The following is a 19928-nucleotide window of genomic DNA, read 5'->3' on the forward strand; positions in this document are numbered from 1 at the left end:
AGATATTTATACGTTTTGACCGTTATCTTAGAAGGGGAATGTCATGAAACCTAAGGTGTTTATAACTCGACAAATTCCGGAAAATGACATTAAGATAATTGAAAAATTCTATGAAGTAGAAATCTGGAATGATCCAAAAGCACCTCCTCGAGATGTTCTCCTAGAGAAAATTAGAGACGTTGATGCGCTGGTGACTCTCGTAACAGACAAAGTAAATGAGGAGTTACTAGAAAACGCCCCCAAGTTGAGAATAATAGCTCAATATGCAGTTGGTTATGATAACATCGACATTGATGCAGCCACAAGAAGAGGAATATACGTTACAAACACGCCCGGAGTGCTCACGGATGCAACGGCAGACCTTGCATTTGCATTGCTTTTAGCAGTGGCAAGAAGAATTGTAGAAGCTGACACCTTTGTAAGGAGCGGGGAATGGAAGAAAAGTGACGTTGGATGGCATCCGTTGATGTTTTTGGGATATGGACTAAAAGGAAAAACCTTAGGGATAATCGGCTTTGGAAGAATTGGTCAAGCCTTAGCAAGGAGGGCTAAGGGATTTGGAATGAAAATCATTTACTACTCAAGAACTCGCAAAACTGAAGCAGAAAAGGAAATTGGTGCTGAGTACGTGGATTTTGAAACTCTTTTAAAGGAGAGCGACTTTATAAGCCTCCACGTTCCACTTACTAAAGAGACCTACCACATGATAGGAGAAAGAGAACTTAAGCTCATGAAGCCCAATGCAATCCTCATAAACACCTCAAGAGGAGCCGTTGTTGATACAAACGCTCTAATCAAAGCATTGAAAGAGAAATGGATAGCCGGAGCGGGTTTGGACGTTTTTGAAGAGGAGCCATACTACAATGAGGAACTTTTCAAGCTGAAAAACGTTGTCTTGGCTCCACACATAGGCAGTGCAACTTATGAAGCTAGGGAGGGCATGGCAGAGCTGGTTGCAAAGAATTTGATAGCCTTTGCTAAAGGAGAGATCCCACCAAATTTAGTCAATAACGATGTTTTAAAAATTAGAAAGCCAGGATTTGAATAAAACGCTTAGCGTCCTCGCACATATAGACGTTGTTGAAATAAACATAGCTTTCCTCTTTATTCCACTCTTTAACTTTTTTTGGTTATCTCTCTCAGCTCCTTTTCGCTGTATTTATGCTTGTATGTTATCCTTTCCCCTTGATAACTGCCGTGAAGGCGGTAGTAGTTAATTCCTTTTCCGTGAAGGGGCTTTCTAACAACAGGGTCGGCAACGTCAATGAGGTCAAATTCTCTAACGAACTTCTTGATTCCCTCTTCACTCCAACCTCTAAGCTCCACAGCTATCTCAAACTCGTCTCTATCTATTCGTGCAAAAAACTTCTCAGCGTTTGCAAAGCTCTCCTCACTTTCTTTAAAGCTCTTGGGAAGCTGAATTAGGATAAATTTTGCCCCTAGAACTTTAGCCTCTTTAAGTGTAAGCTCCCAGTATTTGAAAACTGCTCCAGTAGGTCTTAAAAACCCTACATCTCCAGATGGCTTTACATTACTTCGTCTCCACGTGGGGCTTGTTGGAGGATGTGTTATACCCTGAAATGCCTTAATGGAAAATATAAAATCTTCTGGAGCTTCCTCTCTCCATTTTTGGAGAGTTTCTTCTTGCAAAATTTTGTAAAAAGTTTGCTGAACTTCTACAGTAGTGAAGTCCTTAAAATATTTCCTTCTCGCTTCACAAAAACCACATGTTCCAACAAATATCATGATAAAGAATACAAGGAAGGAAGGTTAAATACCTTTCCCAAGTAGTACTAAAATTAACCCTTTATTGCATCATTGTTTGAAAAGTGTAGTGGCTTTCCTCACTCTGAAGGGATAAGCTTTCAAAATTTAATAGTTGTTGGGCAATTTTCAATGATAAAAAACTTTTAGAAGGGACGAAAGAAAAAAGAAACATTCATTCTTCGTATTCTTCTATTGCACCAAAGCGACATACGCTAGCACATACTCCACATCCGACACACTTGCTGGGGTCAATTTTATGCACTTTTCCGGGCGCACCTTCAATGGCATTTTGTGGACAGTTTCTGGCACACAATGTACATCCCCTACATTTGTCTGGAATTATGCGGTATTTCTTTGTTTTTCCTCCTTGCTTTGCGCGCAGTTCCTCAATTTCTTCATCTTTGAGCCATCTGAGGTTGTCATCGTATTTATCATAGGTTGCCAAAAGAAATTCATTGCTCATCTCTAATGCGTTTGTTGGGCAAACATCGACACACTGCTGGCAAAAGACACATCTTCCAAGCCATAGGGTCACCTTTTTAATTTCCTCCACGTATTCAAACACTCCCGCTGGACAAACTGTGACACAGAGCTTACACCCTATGCACTTGTCAACATGGTAAACTACCTTTCCCCTAAATCCTTCTGGAGTTGGAACTGGGTCAGTGTGAGGGAAAGGATTTGTCGCTGGCTTCTTGAGGAGGTTGCTTAGGACTACGGAAAGAGTCGGAGGAATCTTCATGCGATCACACCTCCCAGAACGTCTATGGCAAGCAATATAACTCCTATCAAGCTCATTGGAATAATTCTGCTCCAGAACATGCCGACTGCCTGTGTAATCTTGAGCCTTCCAGTCACAGCCCTGAATACGCTCATGCTAACGAAGAGGACTGCAAAGACTTTAAGCGTGTGGAAAAGCAAGTCAATGATAAGCGCCCCGATGCCACTTATACCAAGGTATCCACTTAAGCCCCATGGGAAGAAGATTGCCACAACTAAGCTGGCACTTGCAAATTCTTTCAGTGCATTGCTTAGCTTAAACAGAGCTAAGTGTCTTCCACTGTATTCTGCCATAGGACCTTCCGCAACTTCTGTCTCTGCCTCTGGGATATTGAAGTATCCTACCTCGATTTCACTTGCAAGCCAGAATATAAACACGACAAGAAGGATAAGTGTACCAACGATTGTTGCAGGGGTTCCAATTTCCCAGATGTTATACTGATAAAACGTCCCCAAGCTGAAAGGTTTTTCGACTCCAAGTTTGCTCAAACGCCATAGTATTGCGAATAGTCCCAACATCATGGGAACCTCTCTGGAAGCAATCATGACAATCTCTCTCTGAGCTCCTATCTGGGCATATGGAGACCCTGAGCTAACAGCACCAATTACCCTTATGAATGCTATAAGGGTGAGCAGGTAAATGAAGACTATAACGTCTCCTTTTGTTGCCAAGAGTGGCTCGAATCCAAGAGGAGTATAGGCTAGGAGAGCTATTGAAGATGCCAAAGCCAATACTGGGGCAAGCTCGAAGAGCTTATTAGCATCCCTTGGAATTATTGACTCTTTGCTAAGCAGCTTAAGGAAGTCATAGAAAGGCTGGAGTATTGGAGGGCCTATTCTCCTCTGCATTCTTGCAACAAGTTTTCTGTCTAGTCCCTCCCAAAGGAGAGAGACGAATGAAACGTAAAGGTAAATTGCAATTAGTCCTAATGTTATGTAAATAATGTTCATAAAAGACCACCTCCTCTCGGGCAACCTATTCCAATTCTCTCAGGCTTTGCTTTTATGCTTGGATTTATCTCTCTTGTCTTTTCAATTGAAGCTTTAAGAAGATCTTTTTCTGTGAATATCTTCTTTTTTCCAGTTTTAGCATCTATAACAGCTACTCTGTCAGTACAGCTTAAGCATGGATCAATTGACGCTATTGCAACCGGCACATCAGCAAGCTGTTCACCAACTAATGCCTTGGCAACAGCAAAGATGTTCGGGAACGTGGGCTCTCTCGCTTTCCATCTGGCTGGGCCATCTCTTCCGGGTTCAGCCATCACGTAGTGAATTACTTCTCCCCTTGGAGCCTCATAACGCCCAATTCCTTCTCCTTCTGCTTTTTTAAGTTTAACAAGGACAACATTGTCCTTTGGAAATGCCTTTATTTTTCCTTCTGGCATCTGGTCTAGTGCCCTCTCAATAATCTCCATGCTCTGCCAAAGCTCCCCAACTCTAACGACCATTCTATCGAAGATGTCTCCCTTAACTATCCCTGTGAACTTCTTGGGAGTTATTGGCTCTATCCCTAAATCAGGGTATACACCAAGCTTTTCATTATATCTAACGTCTTTTTTAACGCCGCTTCCCCTTGCCGTTGGACCTTGAGCGCTGTATTCAATGGCCAGCTTCTTGGGTATAACACTCGAATCCCTAAGCCTTGCCTCAACTGTTGGATCGTAAAGGAACACCTCTTCGATCTTTGGCATAACCTTCTCACGGTAGTATTTTATCATGTCCAATATTATGCGCTTGTGCTTCTCTGTGATGTCTCTCCTAACTCCTCCGATAGTGTTCATGGCGTAGTTGACTCTATTGCCACTTATTGTCTCTAGGACATCCATTACCTTCTCTCTAGCGAGCCAGCTTAGATGGAGAACGGTGTCGTAGCCTATGTTATGCCCAACAACTCCAAGGTTCAACAGGTGTGAGTGAATTCTTTCAAGCTCTCCGATTATTACCCTTATGTACTCCGCTCTTTCTGGCACCTCTATTCCGGCCATTTCCTCAACTGCTCTGGAGTAGGTGTGGTTGTGAGAAAACGAACAGATTCCACATATTCTTTCAGCTAGGTAAAGCACCTGAAGGTAATTCCTTCTCATTGCTATCCATTGAAGTCCTCTCAAGTTATATCCCAGCTTTACGTCAACGTTAACTATGCGCTCTCCATCGAGGGTAATAATGAATTTCTCAGGCTCCTCTAATGCCGGATGAATAGGACCAAAAGGAATTTTAACCCAATACTCCACCTTGTTTTCCATCTCTAACCCTCCTTCTTCATTTTGTAAGGATGACCTGCGTTCTTTACCATTGACTCGCTGATACCTTTCTCATCTTTCCTAAGAGGATAAATGCCCTCTGGAAAGTCGTCCGGCAAAAACAGTCTCCTCGGATCGGGTATTCCTTCATAGAATATTCCTAAGAACTCTTGGACTTCTCTCTCATACGGGAGGGCACTTGGGAGAATGTCCGCAATGCTTGGAAGTGTTGGATCGTCTTTGGGGCATTTGGTCCCTACTACCAGTGATATGCTCGGAGCTTGCTCATAGAACAGTTCAAGGTGGTACTTAGCTTCCAAGTAGTCCCCTCCGTCCCTCCCTATTATTATTGAAAGCTGCGCATTTGGGTCAATCTCTTTGATAAGCCTCATAAGCTCTTTGAACTTCGTCCTATCCACATTTAGCCAAACTCTCTTTCTTGGATGAGGAAGTTTGTTCTCGCGGATTTCTCCCTCAACGTCAGGGAATTTTTCCATGACAGTGTTTAAAAACTCTTCAGGAGTCATTTCTTCTCACCTTCTATCTTTTTTATGAGCTTCTCCAAACCTAATACAACACCGTAGAGGATTGCTTCCGGCCTTGGTGGGCATCCCGGAACAAAGACATCCACTGGAATGTGCTTGTCTAGGGGGGCATTTGTGAATGGGCTCTCAAAGAACACACTGCCCCCGGTTGGGCATGCTCCTACGGCAACAACCACTTTTGGGTCTGGGGTTTGCTCATAGATTAGCTTAACCCTTTCAAGGCTTTGATCTGTAACTGGCCCCGTTACCAGCAAGATATCGGCATGCCTAGGGGTTCCAACTAGCTTTACTCCAAATCTCTCTGCATCGTATCTAGGGGTCAGAGCAGCTATTATTTCAATATCGCACCCATTGCATGATCCGCTGTTAACGTGAAATACCCAAGGGGATCTTCCAAGATACTTGCAAAGTGCTGAAAGTCTTTTCTCAAGTGTTTCCCTCTCACTCATCCTTTCACCCCCAAATGACTAGCGCTCCAAGCACTATTGCTACAGTAATCAAGAGGTATACGACATAATCTGTAAGTAACCCAGTGTGTTCTCTTCTAAATGCCAAAAACATCCTGTGAACTCCTCTTATTAAGCCCCACATTACATGCCTGCCGGTGAAATATCCCTCAAGATGTTCGAACTGAGGAATAACTTTATCTTGATCTTCACCGCTAATGTAGATTTTTGTTCCGTCTCCAGCCCTTCTGGTTCCCATGCTAGCGTTTTCTGCCCATTTCATGATCAAATAGCTAATTACCAGACCAATAAGGAAAGCATAAAGGAAATAGAGGGCATCCCAATAACCGAACATTTCACGCACCTCCAATGAATTTTAAGAGAGCCATTATGTACTCTCCATTTAGCTGTTCAAGCATTCTTGCTGTTGGTAGCATCACTTTGTCGTTTATCTGCCATGGAAGGAGCCCCATCACAATTATTACCACTACCAGAATCAGCATTGGAATTATCATGCTCTTTTCTGGCTCTTTTGCCTCTTTTATTCTATCGCTTTCTCTGCCTAGGAAGGTAAAGAGCACTCTAGTGTAGGCGGCAAGAGAGAACACTGTACCAACAACGGCAATAGCTGCTAAGATTGGGTTATACATGGCAGAGCTTTCGTAGATAATCCACTTGCTTGCAAATCCATTCAATGGTGGAAGACCAATTATTGCAGCCGCTCCGATTATGAAGGAGAACGTTGTTAATGGCATTCTCTTTGCCAGTCCACTCAACTCGTTGAGGTTCTTTGTTCCTACTTGGTGAATAACAGCACCGGCCACAAGGAAGAGGAGAGCTTTTATTAGTGCGTGGTTTACTATATGGTAGATTGCTCCGGCCAGCGCTAATTCTCCTGCTTTAGTGCCATAGGCTAGAATTCCGATTCCAATTCCGAGCAGAATATATCCTATCTGCCCTACACTTGAGAAGGCAAAAAGCCTCTTCATATCGGTCTGCACTACTGCCATTGCATTTCCTACAAGGAGCGTTAGGCAAGCAAAGAACACTATAACCCAACCTACCACATTCATATCGACTGCAGGAGCATTGAATGCCCTTAGGTATGCATGCAGTCCGGGGTTGAAGATACTGAATATTATTCTAGCCACGGCATAAACTCCACCAGCCTTAATTACCAGTCCAGAAAGCATTGCTGAGATTGAACTTGGAGCCGCTGGGTGTGCATCGGCTAGCCACATGTGGACTGGAACAGCACCACTCTTGAAGAGCAGTCCTCCGATGAAGAATGCCAAGGCAACTTTTGCTACAACTGTTGGGTTTTCAGCTATTTTTATGGCGAGATAGCTCATTGTAAGTGTTCCGTACTGGCCATAAAGCAGAGCAATGCCCAAGAGAATGAAGGAACTTGCAAGTGAACCGACGAACATGTATTTTACTCCTGCCTCAATGCCTTCCCATGTGTCGTTTCTGAAAGCAACTAACGCGTAGCTTGCAATGCTCATTATTTCCAAGAACACATAGAAGTTGAAGATATCCCCAGTGATTACAATTCCCAACATTCCCAGTTCCAAAATAAGTATTAAGGTGTAGTATTTCTCCAAGCCTGTGTCATGCTTCATGTATCCGAGAGAGTATACTACCGCTAGAAAGCCCACGAAAGCTATTGTTAAAGCTAAAAGGGCACCAAATAAGTCCACTTCCCACACGATTCTAATTGGGAACTTCACTCCTTGACCGATTGGGCTATCGCTTCCTAGTGTATAGAGAATGATCTCGTTGGTCTTCCATACCGTGTAAAATATTTTGGCGGAAACCGCAAGTGTAGCACCACTAATGATGACTGCCCAGTACTCCTTGACTTTCTTGCCAAGTAGGCTCACTATTGGCATTGAAAATGCTCCGAATAAGGGGATTATAATTAGAAATGGGAGCATCATCCTCTCAACCTCCTTAGCTTGTTAACGTCAAGTGTGCCGTAGTGTCTGTAAGCGTTTATCGTTAATGCCATAGCTAGTGAAAGTACACAAACTCCAATGACTATGCTCGTAAGCACTAAAGCTTGTGGTATTGGTCCAACCATTGGAGTGCCCTTCAGTGTTTCATAGCCAGTATAAATTGGCGCCGTTGGAGGAATTCCATTTTCTAGTCTGTATCCCAAGCTTATTAGCAGGAGGTGTATGCCTGCATCAATTAAATTGAGAGCCAAGATAAGCTTGATGAGGTTCCTCTTGTATAAGAACGCATAAATGCCCATGAAGACCATTAAAAATGCCGTGATAAACTGAAGGGGTATCACTTCCTCCACCTCCTAAAAAGGGCTATTGCAAACACAGCACTCATTAGTCCAGTGTAAACCTTCAGGCCTACAGCCAAGTTCATTATTGGAAGGTATCCGGCTGATAGAAGCGTACCGGGTTCTCCGTTGAGTATAGGGCCATTGTGCCATAGGGTGTTGTAGAAAAATGCCACACCGAGACCAAGCATGGCAGCTCCTAGAAAAACTAAGCCGCCCAATCCTTCGAGGGCTGAATAAAGGTTTTTGTTTATCCTTTTCTTAGCCTCATCTAATCCAAATGCTATTATGAACAATATACCTGCTCCAGCAATTGTCGCTCCACCCTGGAATCCTCCTCCAGGCGTGAGATGTCCATGAGAAACTACGTAAGCTCCAAAAATTCCGATGAGGGGTATAGTTGCCCTTGCCATTGTTTTAACTATGAGTCCCATATCACTCTTCATTTTCATCCCTCCATTTTCTAAGCAATGCAACCGCTCCCGCTATTGATGTGAAGAGAACAGTGGCCTCTCCAAGGGTATCGTATCCTCTGTAGTCGAAGACAATGTCTGTAACGATGTTAGTTCCACCGACTTCTTCAATACCGTGATCAATATAGTACTGGTCAGTATAGCGGTATTTTTGCCAGTCTTCTCCCCCTAGACCAAATTTCAAGCCATAATCTGGATGAGTAATTAGCAATAATACTCCCAATATAAAAAGCAATGCCAACGCTCCAAAGGTCTTTCTCATGGCCCTTCACGCTCCCATCTCTCGGTTTTTGAGATACCATAAACCACTATAGCCGTAACAACACCAGCGCCAACAGCCGCCTCTGCTATGGCAACGTCTGGGGCATGGAGCATGTAAAACTCCAAGCTAAGAAGAAGACTCATGGCTGCAGATGCTAAAGCTGCTGAAAGTAAATCCCTCGTGGTTATCATCCAGTATGAAGAAAGCAGAATCCCTATGAGAATTCCCATTTGAATAATCATATCAAAAGTTAACACGCTCATGCGCTCTCACCCCTTAACTTTCTCTCGTAAGCATCTACAACGGCCCTTGCTGGTTTATAACCACTCAAATGTGCAGCCTTGGCTATTGCGTGAGCACCAGTTGGGTTTGTGAGCAACAATGCTATTAGTGCAACCAAGCTGTGGAGAGCCATCTGAAGGTACTTTGGATTTCCTGTTTCCTTTATCTGCCAGATTGCATGGACAACTACAGCCAAAACAGCGAATATTGTCCCAAAAGTAGTACACTTTGTGGCTCCGTGTAAACGAGTATAAACATCAGGGAATCTGTGAAGCGCAAAGCTCCCCAATAAGTTGAACGTAATGCTAACTGCCAGAAAAGCATATATTATGCCCTCAATCACTCTAATCCCCCCTGAAGGTACTTAGCAATTACCAACGTCCCGATATAACTGAGCAAAGCGTATACTATGGCTATATCAATGTAAATTACTCTATCATACGCCGCTCCTAAGAGAATCATTCCTGCCACTACGAGCGTGTTTAGGGTGTCAACACCAACAACCCTGTCGGGAACGCTAGGACCAAGCATTATGCGAATCAATGTTATGAACGCCGCAAGTGCGATTGCAATTGCCCCATAAAAGAACTCAGTAAAGATCATCTTCCCAACCTCCTTGCCCATTTTTCAAACGAACCTGCGACAGGCTCTGATGTTTTTGGTTCCTCTTCTCTTACATAAATCCAGTGGACATAGAGAGCTTTTTCTTCTGGACAAGCATCTACAGTCAAAGTTCCTGGAGTAAGTGTGATTGAGTTGCTCAATATCGTATATTGGGCATCGTTTTCGAGATCAACAGGTACTCTAACAATTCCAGGTTTTATTTTTCCAGTAATCACTCTGTAAGCCACGTCTAAATTCGCCTTTGCCATTCCCCAGAAGAGGGGACCTATAACATAAACAATAAAGCCGAGCCATTTTACTGGGTTTAGAAATCTCTGCGTTTTTTCTCCTATGATGTTCCTTGTGGAAAATCCGACTATTATTGCAAATATTGCCCCTGCTATTAGCTCCTCAGTGCTCCAGAGCATCCCATTTGTACCTGCTGTAAGTACAAGCCAGAGCACAAACGACCATATAAATGCGACAAGGAAACTCATCTTTCCCACCTCGAGTCTTAAGTTAAACCTTAGTTCTCACCAGTTTTTGCCATGGTCGATGCAAATTTCAACAGTTTCTTTTAAAAGACTTTTGTAAAAGCCCAAATTAACAATAAAAGTACAAAAACCCTTGTTTTTAACCAAGGGTTATGTTAGAAAATGTTCATTTATATCATGTCATTAACCAATATGACCCAATAATATATATCAAGCAACGTTTAAGCACATTGTTGTTATTCATTACTCGCAAATTTGGAACGGAGAAGCTTCTTTAAATATTTTGGCAAAAATGCAAACCTTTATAAACCCACAAAAGAACTAAATCTGGCACTCTTCTGGAGTGCTGAAAATTTGAAAGGAGATTGTTGGAAATGTATGGAGATAGATTTGGTGGAAGAAGGTTTGAAGCTCCAGTTAAAGTTGGAGAAAGGTATAAGGTAAAAATAGAGAGCATCGGCCAAGGCGGAGATGGAATTGCTAGAATCAAAGGGTTTGTAGTCTTCGTCCCAAACACAAAAGTAGGGGATGAAGTAGAGATCGTCATTAACAGTGTGAAGAGAAAATTCGCCTTCGCCGAAGTTATCTGATGTTTATTTAACCTTAAAAGTCATCCTAAGAGTTAAATTCGACTTTTCTCTTAATTTTTACACTTGAACTGCGAAAGGTTTATTTACTATGATGCTAGTTAGTCTCTATAGTGACCTACAATGGAGTATTACCAGGCCGTTTTTATTGGGCTATTGCAAGGAATTACAGAATGGTTGCCGATAAGCAGCTCTGGGCAGATAATGCTGTTTTTGATAAATCTTCTAAAGATTCCTCCAGAACAAGCTTATTCCTACTCAATACTTTTGCATTTAGGAACCCTTATGGCTCTTCTTTTTAAGTTCAGGTATGATTTAGGAAAGATCTTACTTAAATTGATCCTTCTTAGATGGGACGAAGAGGAGAGATTTTTATTTTACTCTACGTTATTCACGGGCATAATAGGCTTACCTATTTACAAAACGTTCAAGATAATCGCATCATCATTTAATGGAGAAGCCATTAATGGTATAATCGGCATAGCCTTGATACTTACTGGCATAATTTTAAAGAAAGCCCAAAAAGCCCCCTTGGAAAAGCTGGAAGAGGGGCTAAAAAAAGAAAAAGAAGAAGTTACAATACTCGATGCAATAGTTGCAGGAGTTGCCCAAGGAATAGCAGTAATCCCCGGAATATCAAGATCAGGAATGACAATAGGGAGCCTTTTGCTTTTAGGCGTAAAACAAGAAAAAGCCGTAAAGCTTAGTTTTTTAATGGCCATTCCGGCTATTACTGGAGCACTGTTTTTAGAGTTACCTGAAGTCTCAAGCACTCCTGAGACCTTAACAATTACTCTAACTGCAGTAATGACTGCATTTATCGTGAGCCTTCTTACAATTGAGGCTATGCTAAGAATTGCCAGACGGCTTGATTTTTCCAAGTTCTGCATTTTCTTTGGCTTCATAGCCTTAGTAGTCTCTCTCCTGGGGGTGTTGATATGAAGGGTGTAGTACTCGCAGCCGGAAAAGGCGAAAGGTTAAGGCCTCTCACAGACGATAGACCGAAAGTCATGCTCAAAGTTGCAAATAAAGCGATAATAGATTACGTATTTGAAAACATATACCCATTCGTCGATGAATTTATAGTAATCGTGAGGTACCAAAAAGAAAAACTCATGGAGCACTTAGGGGACGAGTATGGCGGAAAACCAATAACTTATGTAGAACAAATAGAAGGAGAAGGAACAGCAAAAGCTATTTACTCTGCAATTGAGTATATTGAAGATGAGGAGTTTTTAGCCGTTAACGGAGACATATATTTTGAAAGGGAAGGCATAAAAACGCTTTTACAATCCTTCAGAAAAAGTAATGCTGATGCTGCATTGCTTGTGAAGGAATTTGAGGATCTAACTCATTTCGGAATGGTAGAAGTGGAAGGAGAACTCGTAAAGAGTATTAAAGAAAAGCCGGGGGCTGTTCCTGGATATGCAAACTTGGGAATTTACATCTTTAAGCCAGATGTTTTTAGGTTCATAGAGAACACTCCCCAGAGCCAACGGGGCGAGTACGAGATAACCGACACAATAAATCTCATGATAAAAGAGGGCAAAAAAGTCACATACGCTGTTTATGATGGTTACTGGAACGATATAGGAAGGCCATGGAATCTTTTGGAGCTAAATGAGTATATCCTCAAAAACCATCTCCAGCACAGCATAAAGGGGATTGTAGAGGAAGGAGCAGTAATCCTTCCTCCCGTGGAAATCGGGGAAGGAACAGTTGTTAGGAGTGGAGCATACATCATAGGGCCAGTAAAAATTGGCAAAAACTCAAAGATAGGGCCAAATTGCTTTATAAGGCCTTACACAAGCATTGGAGACAAATGTCACATAGGAAATGCCGTTGAAATCAAAAACTCAATAATAATGGATCACAGCAATGCCCCCCACTTGAACTATGTAGGGGATTCAATTATTGGAGAAAACACTAACTTAGGAGCAGGAACAATAACCGCCAATCTAAGACACGACAAGGGAACCGTAAAGGTGGAAGTAAAAGGCAAACTCGAAGATAGCGGAAGAAGAAAGCTGGGAGCAATAATAGGACATAACGTGAAAATAGGGATTAACGTAACAATATATCCAGGAAGAAAAATAGGGAGCAACTCCTTTATCGGCCCCGGAATTATAGTTGACAAAAACATTCCTCCAAATGTGTTGGTTATCGCAAAACAAGAAAAAGAGATTATTGAACGGTGAGTAGTATGGATTTTGTTCCTTATCTAAATTTTTTATCGAGATGGTTGCTTTTCCTTGCTGTGCTGTATAAAACAACAAAAACCAAGGAAAAAAGGTGGGGGTTAATAGCTACTGCTTTGCTTATAAATGCTCTTGACGCAGAGAGCTATATCTTAGTTCCTTTCGGCATTCCTATTAAGCAAGAAGCATATGACATTGCATCTAGCATTCCGGACTTTCTCATAGCTAGCCTGCTAGTTTGGGGAGGGATTCAGTTAAAGAAAGAGAGAAGTGAGTTTAAAGATGTTGTAGGGCTGGGGATATATGCTACCGCAGCTTATATCTGGCTCTTCCTTCTGGCAACAGAATTTTTTGATAAGTTCGAATCTTCGTTTGCAATTAAATTCTTGTTTCCCTACTTCGCCTTGGGGGCATCTTTGATTTATCTTGGACACACATTGAGGAACTATGTAATCTCCAAGAGCACTCTTGAGGAGCTTTTCCCCATAGGGCTCATCCTATTAGGAGCAATAAACCTCACGTATCCATTTACAAGAAACGTTGAATCATTTGCCTCAGCAATGTTTTTATTAGCGGCAATCTTTCGACTAATGGCTGCAGTTGGAGCATTAAAATTTGCAATATATCCCGCGGCAATATTTGCGAAGCCAAAAGAACAAATGCCATCAAAAATTAAAGGAGCATTTATGTTCAAGAGCAAAGAAGAGCTGAAAAAAGCAATCCCAAACTTCTTTAGCCAAAATGTTGTTGTAATAACGAGAGACCTACCACGGAACAAAGTTCCGGAGAATACTCTCGTCTACTGGCTCACAAAAATGGAAGAAAACACAAAAGCAGACGGAAATATTTACACAGTGTCGCCAACAAGGATAGATGTTTTAATCCACCTCCTAACTAAAAACCTCAAAAGTGGATACAATGCAGTTTATATCGACGGATTTGAGTACTTAATGATAGAAAATGGCTTCGATAGTGCTGTTAAGTTTCTGTTTGACCTAAAGGATAGGGTATTAAGCGAGGGAAAGGTTATAGCCCTAGTAGTAGATCCAAGGACTCTAACCGACAAGCAAATTGCACTTTTAGAGAGAGAGTTTAGCAATAGAATAGGGACATGAAAAGAGAAAGCTCAGAAGCCAAGGTACTCTATAAACCTTCTGGTGTGCTTCGTCTCTCTTTGGAGCTCTGCTTTTTGAAGTATCTGTCTTTCTATTGCCCTTAGAGCGTCGTGAACTGCTTGTATTGCACCCCATGTTTCTCCTGTAGCCATAAACTGTCCTTTGTCAGTTACAATCCTCATTCTTGCTTGGTACAGGTGAACTCCACGAAGCTTTTCTGGGAATCTCCTGATTCTAAGGTATATGATTCCCTCATTACCAAGTAGCTCTTCGTAGCCCTCTACGAACCTCTTTATGTCAGAGATTATTCTTTCTCTGGTAAAGTCGCTTAAATAGTGAGCATCTCCCCCAAGCTGTAGGTAGAACTTCGCTTTCTGCTCGACCATTCTTGAAATTGGAAGCAACAGGTCTTTAACTGTAAGGACACCTTTAACTACATTTTCACTATCCACTACAATAAGCCCATCGATGTTGTGCTCTTTCATTAGTGCTACAACTTCCCTGACGCTTGTTTCTGGCTTCACTGTTACAACTCCTCTAATCATGACCTCCCTAAGTTGGGTTGAGAACGGTGGGACCTTTTCTCCAGCTACTTCTCCAAACTGTGCTCTGAATCTGGGTTTTATAAATCTGATAATTAAGTCATGAAGCGTCACTAAACCCTCAAGCTTTCCATCCTCATCTACAACTGGAATTCTGGAAATCGCGTGATCTCTCATTGTGGCGAGTGCCTTGGCAACTGTATCACCGGGGTTAAGTGTAATGACATCCTTGCTCATAAACTCCTTAACAGGTTTTTTCCCGAATTCTTCCATGGAGACTCTCTCAAGCAGGGCAATATCACTTATTACACCAATAATATTGCTCTTATCCTCTCCAACAGGGAGTGAACGTAAATCCGTCTCTATCATAAGTTTAGCCGCCAAACTTAGGTCCTCATCAGGCTTTATAACGGGTGCAGGCTTATACACATCCCTAACCTTAGCTTTGGTTGGATCCCATTTCAAATGGGAGCGAATTATCAAATCTTGGGTTAATACCCCCTTGTAGATATCTCCATCAAAAACAACAATTAAATCTGGGTCTTCTTTTTCAAAAATTCCAATCGCCTCAGAAAGAGGGGCGTTTATGTTAATTTTTGCAAATTTTTCTGTCATAACTTCCTGGACAGAAATCCCGACCATTCTTGACACCTCCTTCAATTTTATTTGGTTTTTATTCCATTTAAACCTTTCCAAAATAGATTTTATTTACATTAGGTTAATAAACTTTTCGCCTCCTTAATGTTTCAAATTTATCTCAAATGGGTATTTTCTTTTGAGAACTAGGTACAGAGCGGATAATCCTCCAAGTGCATTCATAATACTATCCCTTACTTTGTTCACAGTGCTTTCATGGATGAACGAGATTCCACTCTCACTAAGCTTTTCAGCGACTTCCCACCCAAAACTTAGAAAGAAGAGAATTAAAAACGAATAAAGAATCAGCCTTCTCCTTGTTAAATTTAGATACCCCTCATTTGACAGGTTAAGAAGGATTTCAGTTGTAATGAGCCAAACAACCATGCCTCCAAGAAAATGGCTTACTATGTCTGCGTTTCTCCACTCTTTATGAAAAAGATCAATTGTAGTGAAGGGAACGTTTACGAGGGAAACATGCACCGCTATGAATATCCCCCAAGAGCGCTATTGTGTTTTTATTGTAAAGTGGAGCTAAAAAGGCCTGAGTTTGTAAGGAGAATTAGGAAGATATTTCTCAGCTATGTCAGGTATGTAAAGACCCATTAACGCTACAAAAGTTCGGTATATATGATCTACCCTTCGATAGATAAGAGCTGTTATAAGTCCCAAGAAAACAATGAACCTGCTTATATTGAGCACCGTCTTAGACTCTATGGAAATCACCAAAATAGTAATATGCGAACCTTCCATTTAAGCGTTTCTGAAAAATGAAAAAGAAATCAGCCAACAACCTGAACAGCCAGGTCTGCTCTGACTATGCCATAGCCATAGTCAGGATCCCATCCTGATGCTCCAAGATCATCAGCTGTTGAATGGAGTATATTTCTGACATCTTCCGGTGATAAAACACTGATATCTTCGTTACTATGGTCATTGTAGCAGACCGCCTGAATCAGCGCAACAACACCACTAACATGAGGACATGCCATAGATGTTCCGTCCAATATAGCGTAGGTGTCGTCAGGATATGTGCTCAGTATACCAACACCGAGAGCGCTAACCTCCACTCCTCTGTTGCTCCACCATGGTACTTGGTCATTAATGTCAGTCGCACCAAAGTTGTATCGTAGTTTTTAGTTTCCCAAAATCCTTATAATGTATCACTGCGAATGAGTAACAAACTTGTATGGACTCATGGGGTGATAACATGGAGAGAACTGTTAGTCAAATAAAATCAAAACTCCCGGAAAATTTGGAGGGTCTTTTGGAACTCGCATATAATTACTGGTGGAGCTGGAACAGAAGAGCTACAAAACTTTGGGAAAAAATAAACCCCGAACACTGGCGAGAATATAAGAATCCCGTTAAACTTCTCCTCGATACTCCCGAAGAGAGATTGAAAGAACTTTCGAAAGACGACGATTTTGTAAACTTGTATGAACTTGTTATCGATCAGTTCAGACATTATATGAATCCTGAGAGCACATGGTTTTTAACAAATTATCCAAAATGGGAAAAGCCAGTAATATACCTGTGTATGGAGTATGGAATAAGCAAAAGCCTCCCAATTTATTCTGGCGGACTAGGGATACTTGCTGGAGACCATATAAAGACGGCCAGCGACTTGGGGATACCACTTATTGGAATTGGTCTTCTCTACAAGCATGGATATTTCAAACAGGAAATCGACAAAGATGGAAGACAGATAGAAGTTTTCCCTGAGTACAACCCAGAAGAAATGCCAATCAAGCCCGTAACTACAGATAAGGGAGAGCCAGTACTCATAGAAGTTCCGATAGAGAATAGGATAGTGTACGCAAGGGCATTTGAGGTTAACGTGGGTAGGGTAAAGCTGTATCTTCTCGATACCGATGTTCCACAGAACTCTCCCGACGATAGAACCATATGCGATTACCTCTACAATGCTGAAATAGACAAGAGAATAAAGCAAGAAATACTACTGGGTATCGGTGGAATGAGACTTTTAAGGACACTGGGAATCGAACCGGCAGTTATACACCTCAATGAAGGACATCCAGCATTTGCAAACTTCCAAAGAATAGCGTGGTACATGGAAGAAGGCTTAAACTTCTTGGAGGCCCTAACCGTTGTAAGAAGCACAACAATCTTCACAACCCATACTCCCGTGCCAGCTGGACATGACAAATTCCTCATAGCGGAGGTAGAAAAGAGACTTGCCAAATTCCTCGAAGGCCTTCCAAAGGAAGAGTTTCTCAATTTGGGCAGGGAAGGAGACCAGTTTAACATGACGCTTCTCTCAATAAGAACTTCAAGCTACGTGAACGCTGTAAGCAAGCTCCATTCAAAGGTAACCAAAGAAATGTGGAGCCACTTGTGGCCTGGTGTTCCTCTAGATGAGATCCCCGTAGAGGGAATCACAAATGGTGTCCACACAAAGACCTGGCTTCACAATGAGATAAAGAAACTCATTGACAGGTATGTGGGAAGAGTTTGGAGAGACTACGCAGAACTTGAGGGTCTTTGGTACGGAGTAGAGAGGATTCCAGATGAGGAACTTTGGGAAGCACACTTAAAGGCAAAGAGGGAGTTCATAGATCTCATCAAGAGAAAGATAAAAGAGAGAAACGAACGGCTTGGAATTGACGAACCTCTGCCAGAGATAGATGAAAACGCCCTTATAATAGGCTTTGCAAGACGTTTTGCCACATATAAAAGAGCGACACTGATATTAACTGACCTGGAGAGGCTCAAGAAAATAGTAAACAATCCAGAAAGGCCAGTCTACATAATTTTCGGTGGAAAAGCACATCCGAGAGATGAAACAGGTAAAGAGTTCCTCAAGAGGGTTCACGAAGTCTCTCAGATGCCCGAGTTTAAGAACAAAATCATAGTGTTTGAGAACTACGATATGGGGTCTGCAAGGGCAATGGTAGCTGGAGTTGATGTATGGCTTAACAACCCAAGGAGACCCTTAGAAGCCAGTGGGACAAGCGGAATGAAAGCAGGATTAAACGGCGTTCTGAACTTAAGCGTATACGATGGATGGTGGGTTGAAGGTTACAACGGTAAAAACGGATGGGTCATAGGAGACGAAAGCCTTGAACCCGAAACAGAGGAAGATGACATCAGAGATGCTCAGAGCCTCTACGACCTCCTTGAAAATGAAGTCATTCCCACATACTACGAGAACAGATCAAGATGGATTTACATGATGAAAGAAAGCATAAAGAGCATTGCGCCCAAGTTCAGCACCCACAGAATGGTGAAAGAGTACGTTGATAAATTCTATTCAAAAGCCCTGACAAATGCAATAATTCTCCGGAGAGACAACTTTAAAGCAGCAAGAGAAATCGCATCATGGAAAGCAAAAGTCCTCAGCTCTTGGGATAACGTGGAGATAGAGCGCATTGTAACTCAAGATGCCACCGCAGTTGAGGTTGTAGTAAATCTAAATGGCCTAAGCCCAGAAGACGTCAAGGTTGAGATTTACTACGGGGTTAAAGCAGAAGGATACGCCATAGAAAAGCCATATGTTATAGAGCTCAAGCACCCTCAAAACCTCGGAGGCAGCAGGTGGCTTTATCGCTATGAGGGACCTGCGCTCAAGAATCTCGGCCATCCTTGCTGGCATTATGCCGTTAGAGTTTATCCATACCACGACAAACTCCCCCACAAGTTCTTGCTTGGCCTTATCAAGTGGAAGGGATTCTTTGAGTCCTGACTCTTTTATTTTAATTTGGAAAACGTTATAAATCAAAGAACCCCAACTTAAGGAGGGTTATCATGAGGATAGTGTTTGATATCGGAGGCTCTGTTCTGGTTCCCGATAGGCCCGACATCGAGTTCATAGAGGAGATTGCCTATCAGCTGACAAAAATCAGCGAAGATCATGAGATAGCTGTAGTTGTCGGAGGAGGAAAAGTAGCAAGAGAATATATCCACGCAGCGAAGGCCTTTACTCCAAATGAAACTTTTAAAGACTATATCGGGATACATATAACGAGAGCCAATGCAATGCTCCTAATAGCGGCGCTTGGAGAAAAAGCTTACCCGTTTGTGGTAAGCGACTTCAGAAAGGCATGGGAAGTCATGCAACTCAAGAAAATACCGATAATGGGCGGAACACATCCGGGTCATACAACAGATGCAGTTGCTGCTCTCTTAGCTGAGTACCTCCAAGCAGATTTGCTGGTGGTTATAACAAACGTGGACGGGGTTTATGATAGCGACCCCAAAAAGAATCCAAACGCAAAGAAGCTGGATAGGATTTCAACTGAAAAGCTTGTGGAAATAGCCATGCAAAGCGAAAGCAAAGCGGGAGGAAGCGGTGTTGTTGATCCTCTAGCTGCCAAATTCATCCAAAGAGGCAAAATAAGAACCTTAATCATCGGCAAAGACGATGCAAGAAACCTTTTCGATGCAATAAAGGGTAAGCACAAGGGGACTTTGGTCGAGCCGGAAGATTAATCTCCAGAGCCTTTTTATTACTTTTTTGTGTTGTGAATTGTTAGGCTTAGAAGAGCACCCAATTTTTGTTGAATGGCTTTCGGTAGATTTGCCAGTTAAATACGGCACGAACAGTAGTTAATTTTTCCGACTCTTTCGATACCTGTAATCATTAGTAAGAAACTTTTAATATCAAAAAAGTTTATAAAGTCCCTACGCATGAGATAT

25 protein-coding genes and 1 pseudogene are annotated in these 19928 nt (G+C 42.1%); 7 read left to right on the forward strand and 19 right to left on the reverse strand.

The window, feature by feature from the left end; translation table 11 throughout:
* Positions 1 to 43: 43 nt before the first annotated feature.
* Complete coding sequence (gene gyaR, locus NF865_RS03820; protein WP_253305268.1) at positions 44 to 1048, forward strand: glyoxylate reductase; 1005 nt, start codon at positions 44 to 46, stop codon at positions 1046 to 1048.
* Here gyaR and NF865_RS03825 read toward each other — a convergent pair.
* From NF865_RS03825 to NF865_RS03895, 15 genes and pseudogenes are all read right to left on the reverse strand, one after another.
* Positions 1026 to 1746, reverse strand: a pseudogene (locus tag NF865_RS03825) (DUF72 domain-containing protein). The gene gyaR and the pseudogene NF865_RS03825 overlap by 23 nt on opposite strands.
* A gap of 193 nt (positions 1747 to 1939) precedes the next feature.
* Entirely contained in the window at positions 1940 to 2509 is a 570-nt protein-coding gene (locus tag NF865_RS03830) for a 4Fe-4S binding protein (RefSeq protein WP_253305269.1), read from the reverse strand.
* A complete protein-coding gene (locus NF865_RS03835; RefSeq protein WP_253305270.1) occupies positions 2506 to 3498 on the reverse strand; it encodes a respiratory chain complex I subunit 1 family protein in 993 nt (330 codons plus the stop codon). Before NF865_RS03835 ends, NF865_RS03830 begins: the two co-directional genes overlap by 4 nt.
* A complete protein-coding gene (locus tag NF865_RS03840; RefSeq protein ID WP_253305271.1) occupies positions 3495 to 4793 on the reverse strand; it encodes a hydrogenase large subunit in 1299 nt (432 codons plus the stop codon). Before NF865_RS03840 ends, NF865_RS03835 begins: the two co-directional genes overlap by 4 nt.
* Positions 4794 to 4795: 2 nt before the next feature.
* Positions 4796 to 5317, reverse strand: a complete 522-nt coding sequence (locus tag NF865_RS03845) for an NADH-quinone oxidoreductase subunit C (RefSeq protein WP_253305272.1) — start codon at positions 5315 to 5317, stop codon at positions 4796 to 4798.
* Complete coding sequence (locus NF865_RS03850; RefSeq protein WP_253305273.1) at positions 5314 to 5784, reverse strand: NADH-quinone oxidoreductase subunit B family protein; 471 nt, start codon at positions 5782 to 5784, stop codon at positions 5314 to 5316. The genes NF865_RS03845 and NF865_RS03850 overlap by 4 nt, the downstream gene beginning before the upstream one ends.
* A gap of 4 nt (positions 5785 to 5788) precedes the next feature.
* On the reverse strand, positions 5789 to 6136 hold the full coding sequence (gene mbhI / locus NF865_RS03855) for a membrane-bound hydrogenase complex subunit MbhI (RefSeq protein WP_253305274.1): 348 nt from the start codon (positions 6134 to 6136) through the stop codon (positions 5789 to 5791).
* 1 nt (position 6137) lies between these two features.
* Positions 6138 to 7721, reverse strand: a complete 1584-nt coding sequence (locus tag NF865_RS03860; protein ID WP_253305275.1) for a proton-conducting transporter transmembrane domain-containing protein — start codon at positions 7719 to 7721, stop codon at positions 6138 to 6140.
* Positions 7718 to 8080, reverse strand: a complete 363-nt coding sequence (locus NF865_RS03865; RefSeq protein ID WP_253305276.1) for an NADH-quinone oxidoreductase subunit K — start codon at positions 8078 to 8080, stop codon at positions 7718 to 7720. Before NF865_RS03865 ends, NF865_RS03860 begins: the two co-directional genes overlap by 4 nt.
* Positions 8077 to 8523, reverse strand: a complete 447-nt coding sequence (locus tag NF865_RS03870; RefSeq protein WP_253305277.1) for a Na(+)/H(+) antiporter subunit B — start codon at positions 8521 to 8523, stop codon at positions 8077 to 8079. Before NF865_RS03870 ends, NF865_RS03865 begins: the two co-directional genes overlap by 4 nt.
* Complete coding sequence (gene mbhE, locus NF865_RS03875; protein WP_253305278.1) at positions 8513 to 8812, reverse strand: hydrogen gas-evolving membrane-bound hydrogenase subunit E; 300 nt, start codon at positions 8810 to 8812, stop codon at positions 8513 to 8515. The genes NF865_RS03870 and mbhE overlap by 11 nt, the downstream gene beginning before the upstream one ends.
* Positions 8809 to 9075, reverse strand: coding sequence for a DUF4040 domain-containing protein (locus NF865_RS03880; protein WP_253305279.1), 267 nt, complete (start codon positions 9073 to 9075; stop codon positions 8809 to 8811). The genes mbhE and NF865_RS03880 overlap by 4 nt, the downstream gene beginning before the upstream one ends.
* Complete coding sequence (gene mnhG / locus NF865_RS03885) at positions 9072 to 9437, reverse strand: monovalent cation/H(+) antiporter subunit G (RefSeq protein ID WP_253305280.1); 366 nt, start codon at positions 9435 to 9437, stop codon at positions 9072 to 9074. The genes NF865_RS03880 and mnhG overlap by 4 nt, the downstream gene beginning before the upstream one ends.
* Positions 9434 to 9697 (reverse strand): cation:proton antiporter, encoded by a 264-nt coding sequence (locus tag NF865_RS03890; RefSeq protein WP_253305281.1) that lies wholly within the window; start codon positions 9695 to 9697, stop codon positions 9434 to 9436. Before NF865_RS03890 ends, mnhG begins: the two co-directional genes overlap by 4 nt.
* On the reverse strand, positions 9694 to 10194 hold the full coding sequence (locus tag NF865_RS03895; RefSeq protein WP_253305282.1) for a monovalent cation/H+ antiporter subunit E: 501 nt from the start codon (positions 10192 to 10194) through the stop codon (positions 9694 to 9696). Before NF865_RS03895 ends, NF865_RS03890 begins: the two co-directional genes overlap by 4 nt.
* Positions 10195 to 10565: 371 nt before the next feature.
* On the opposite strand from NF865_RS03895, the gene NF865_RS03900 reads away from it, so the two are divergent.
* From NF865_RS03900 to NF865_RS03915, 4 genes are all read left to right on the forward strand, one after another.
* Complete coding sequence (locus NF865_RS03900; protein WP_004066496.1) at positions 10566 to 10781, forward strand: TRAM domain-containing RNA chaperone; 216 nt, start codon at positions 10566 to 10568, stop codon at positions 10779 to 10781.
* Between the two features lie 120 nt (positions 10782 to 10901).
* Positions 10902 to 11720 carry an undecaprenyl-diphosphate phosphatase gene (locus NF865_RS03905; RefSeq protein ID WP_253305283.1) on the forward strand — a complete coding sequence of 273 codons (819 nt, stop codon included), beginning with the start codon at positions 10902 to 10904 and terminating at the stop codon, positions 11718 to 11720.
* Complete coding sequence (gene glmU, locus NF865_RS03910) at positions 11717 to 12976, forward strand: bifunctional sugar-1-phosphate nucleotidylyltransferase/acetyltransferase (RefSeq protein WP_253305284.1); 1260 nt, start codon at positions 11717 to 11719, stop codon at positions 12974 to 12976. Before NF865_RS03905 ends, glmU begins: the two co-directional genes overlap by 4 nt.
* Before the next feature lie 59 nt (positions 12977 to 13035).
* The gene (locus tag NF865_RS03915) at positions 13036 to 14091 is read left to right on the forward strand and encodes a DUF835 domain-containing protein (protein WP_253305285.1); all 1056 of its coding nucleotides are present in this window, start codon (positions 13036 to 13038) and stop codon (positions 14089 to 14091) included.
* 11 nt (positions 14092 to 14102) lie between these two features.
* Here the strand turns inward: NF865_RS03915 and NF865_RS03920 are convergent, their stop codons facing one another.
* The 4 genes from NF865_RS03920 to NF865_RS03935 all read right to left on the reverse strand — a co-directional run bounded on the left by NF865_RS03920 (position 14103) and on the right by NF865_RS03935 (position 16339).
* On the reverse strand, positions 14103 to 15275 hold the full coding sequence (locus NF865_RS03920; RefSeq protein WP_253305286.1) for a CBS domain-containing protein: 1173 nt from the start codon (positions 15273 to 15275) through the stop codon (positions 14103 to 14105).
* Positions 15276 to 15371: 96 nt separating this feature from the next.
* On the reverse strand, positions 15372 to 15752 hold the full coding sequence (locus NF865_RS03925; RefSeq protein WP_253305287.1) for a DUF2238 domain-containing protein: 381 nt from the start codon (positions 15750 to 15752) through the stop codon (positions 15372 to 15374).
* 51 nt (positions 15753 to 15803) lie between these two features.
* On the reverse strand, positions 15804 to 15995 hold the full coding sequence (locus tag NF865_RS03930) for a hypothetical protein (RefSeq protein WP_253305288.1): 192 nt from the start codon (positions 15993 to 15995) through the stop codon (positions 15804 to 15806).
* A 56-nt stretch (positions 15996 to 16051) separates the two neighbouring features.
* A complete protein-coding gene (locus tag NF865_RS03935; protein WP_436317665.1) occupies positions 16052 to 16339 on the reverse strand; it encodes a S8 family serine peptidase in 288 nt (95 codons plus the stop codon).
* 140 nt (positions 16340 to 16479) lie between these two features.
* Here NF865_RS03935 and malP point away from each other — a divergent pair, with 140 nt between their 5' ends.
* Both malP and pyrH read left to right on the forward strand, forming a co-directional pair.
* Positions 16480 to 18975, forward strand: coding sequence for a maltodextrin phosphorylase (gene malP / locus NF865_RS03940; RefSeq protein WP_253305289.1), 2496 nt, complete (start codon positions 16480 to 16482; stop codon positions 18973 to 18975).
* Positions 18976 to 19037: 62 nt separating this feature from the next.
* Positions 19038 to 19721, forward strand: coding sequence for a UMP kinase (gene pyrH / locus NF865_RS03945; protein WP_253305290.1), 684 nt, complete (start codon positions 19038 to 19040; stop codon positions 19719 to 19721).
* Positions 19722 to 19928 lie beyond the last annotated feature (207 nt).

The sequence above is a fragment of the Thermococcus aggregans genome, assembly GCF_024022995.1.
Taxonomy (GTDB): Archaea; Methanobacteriota_B; Thermococci; order Thermococcales; family Thermococcaceae; genus Thermococcus_A; species Thermococcus_A aggregans.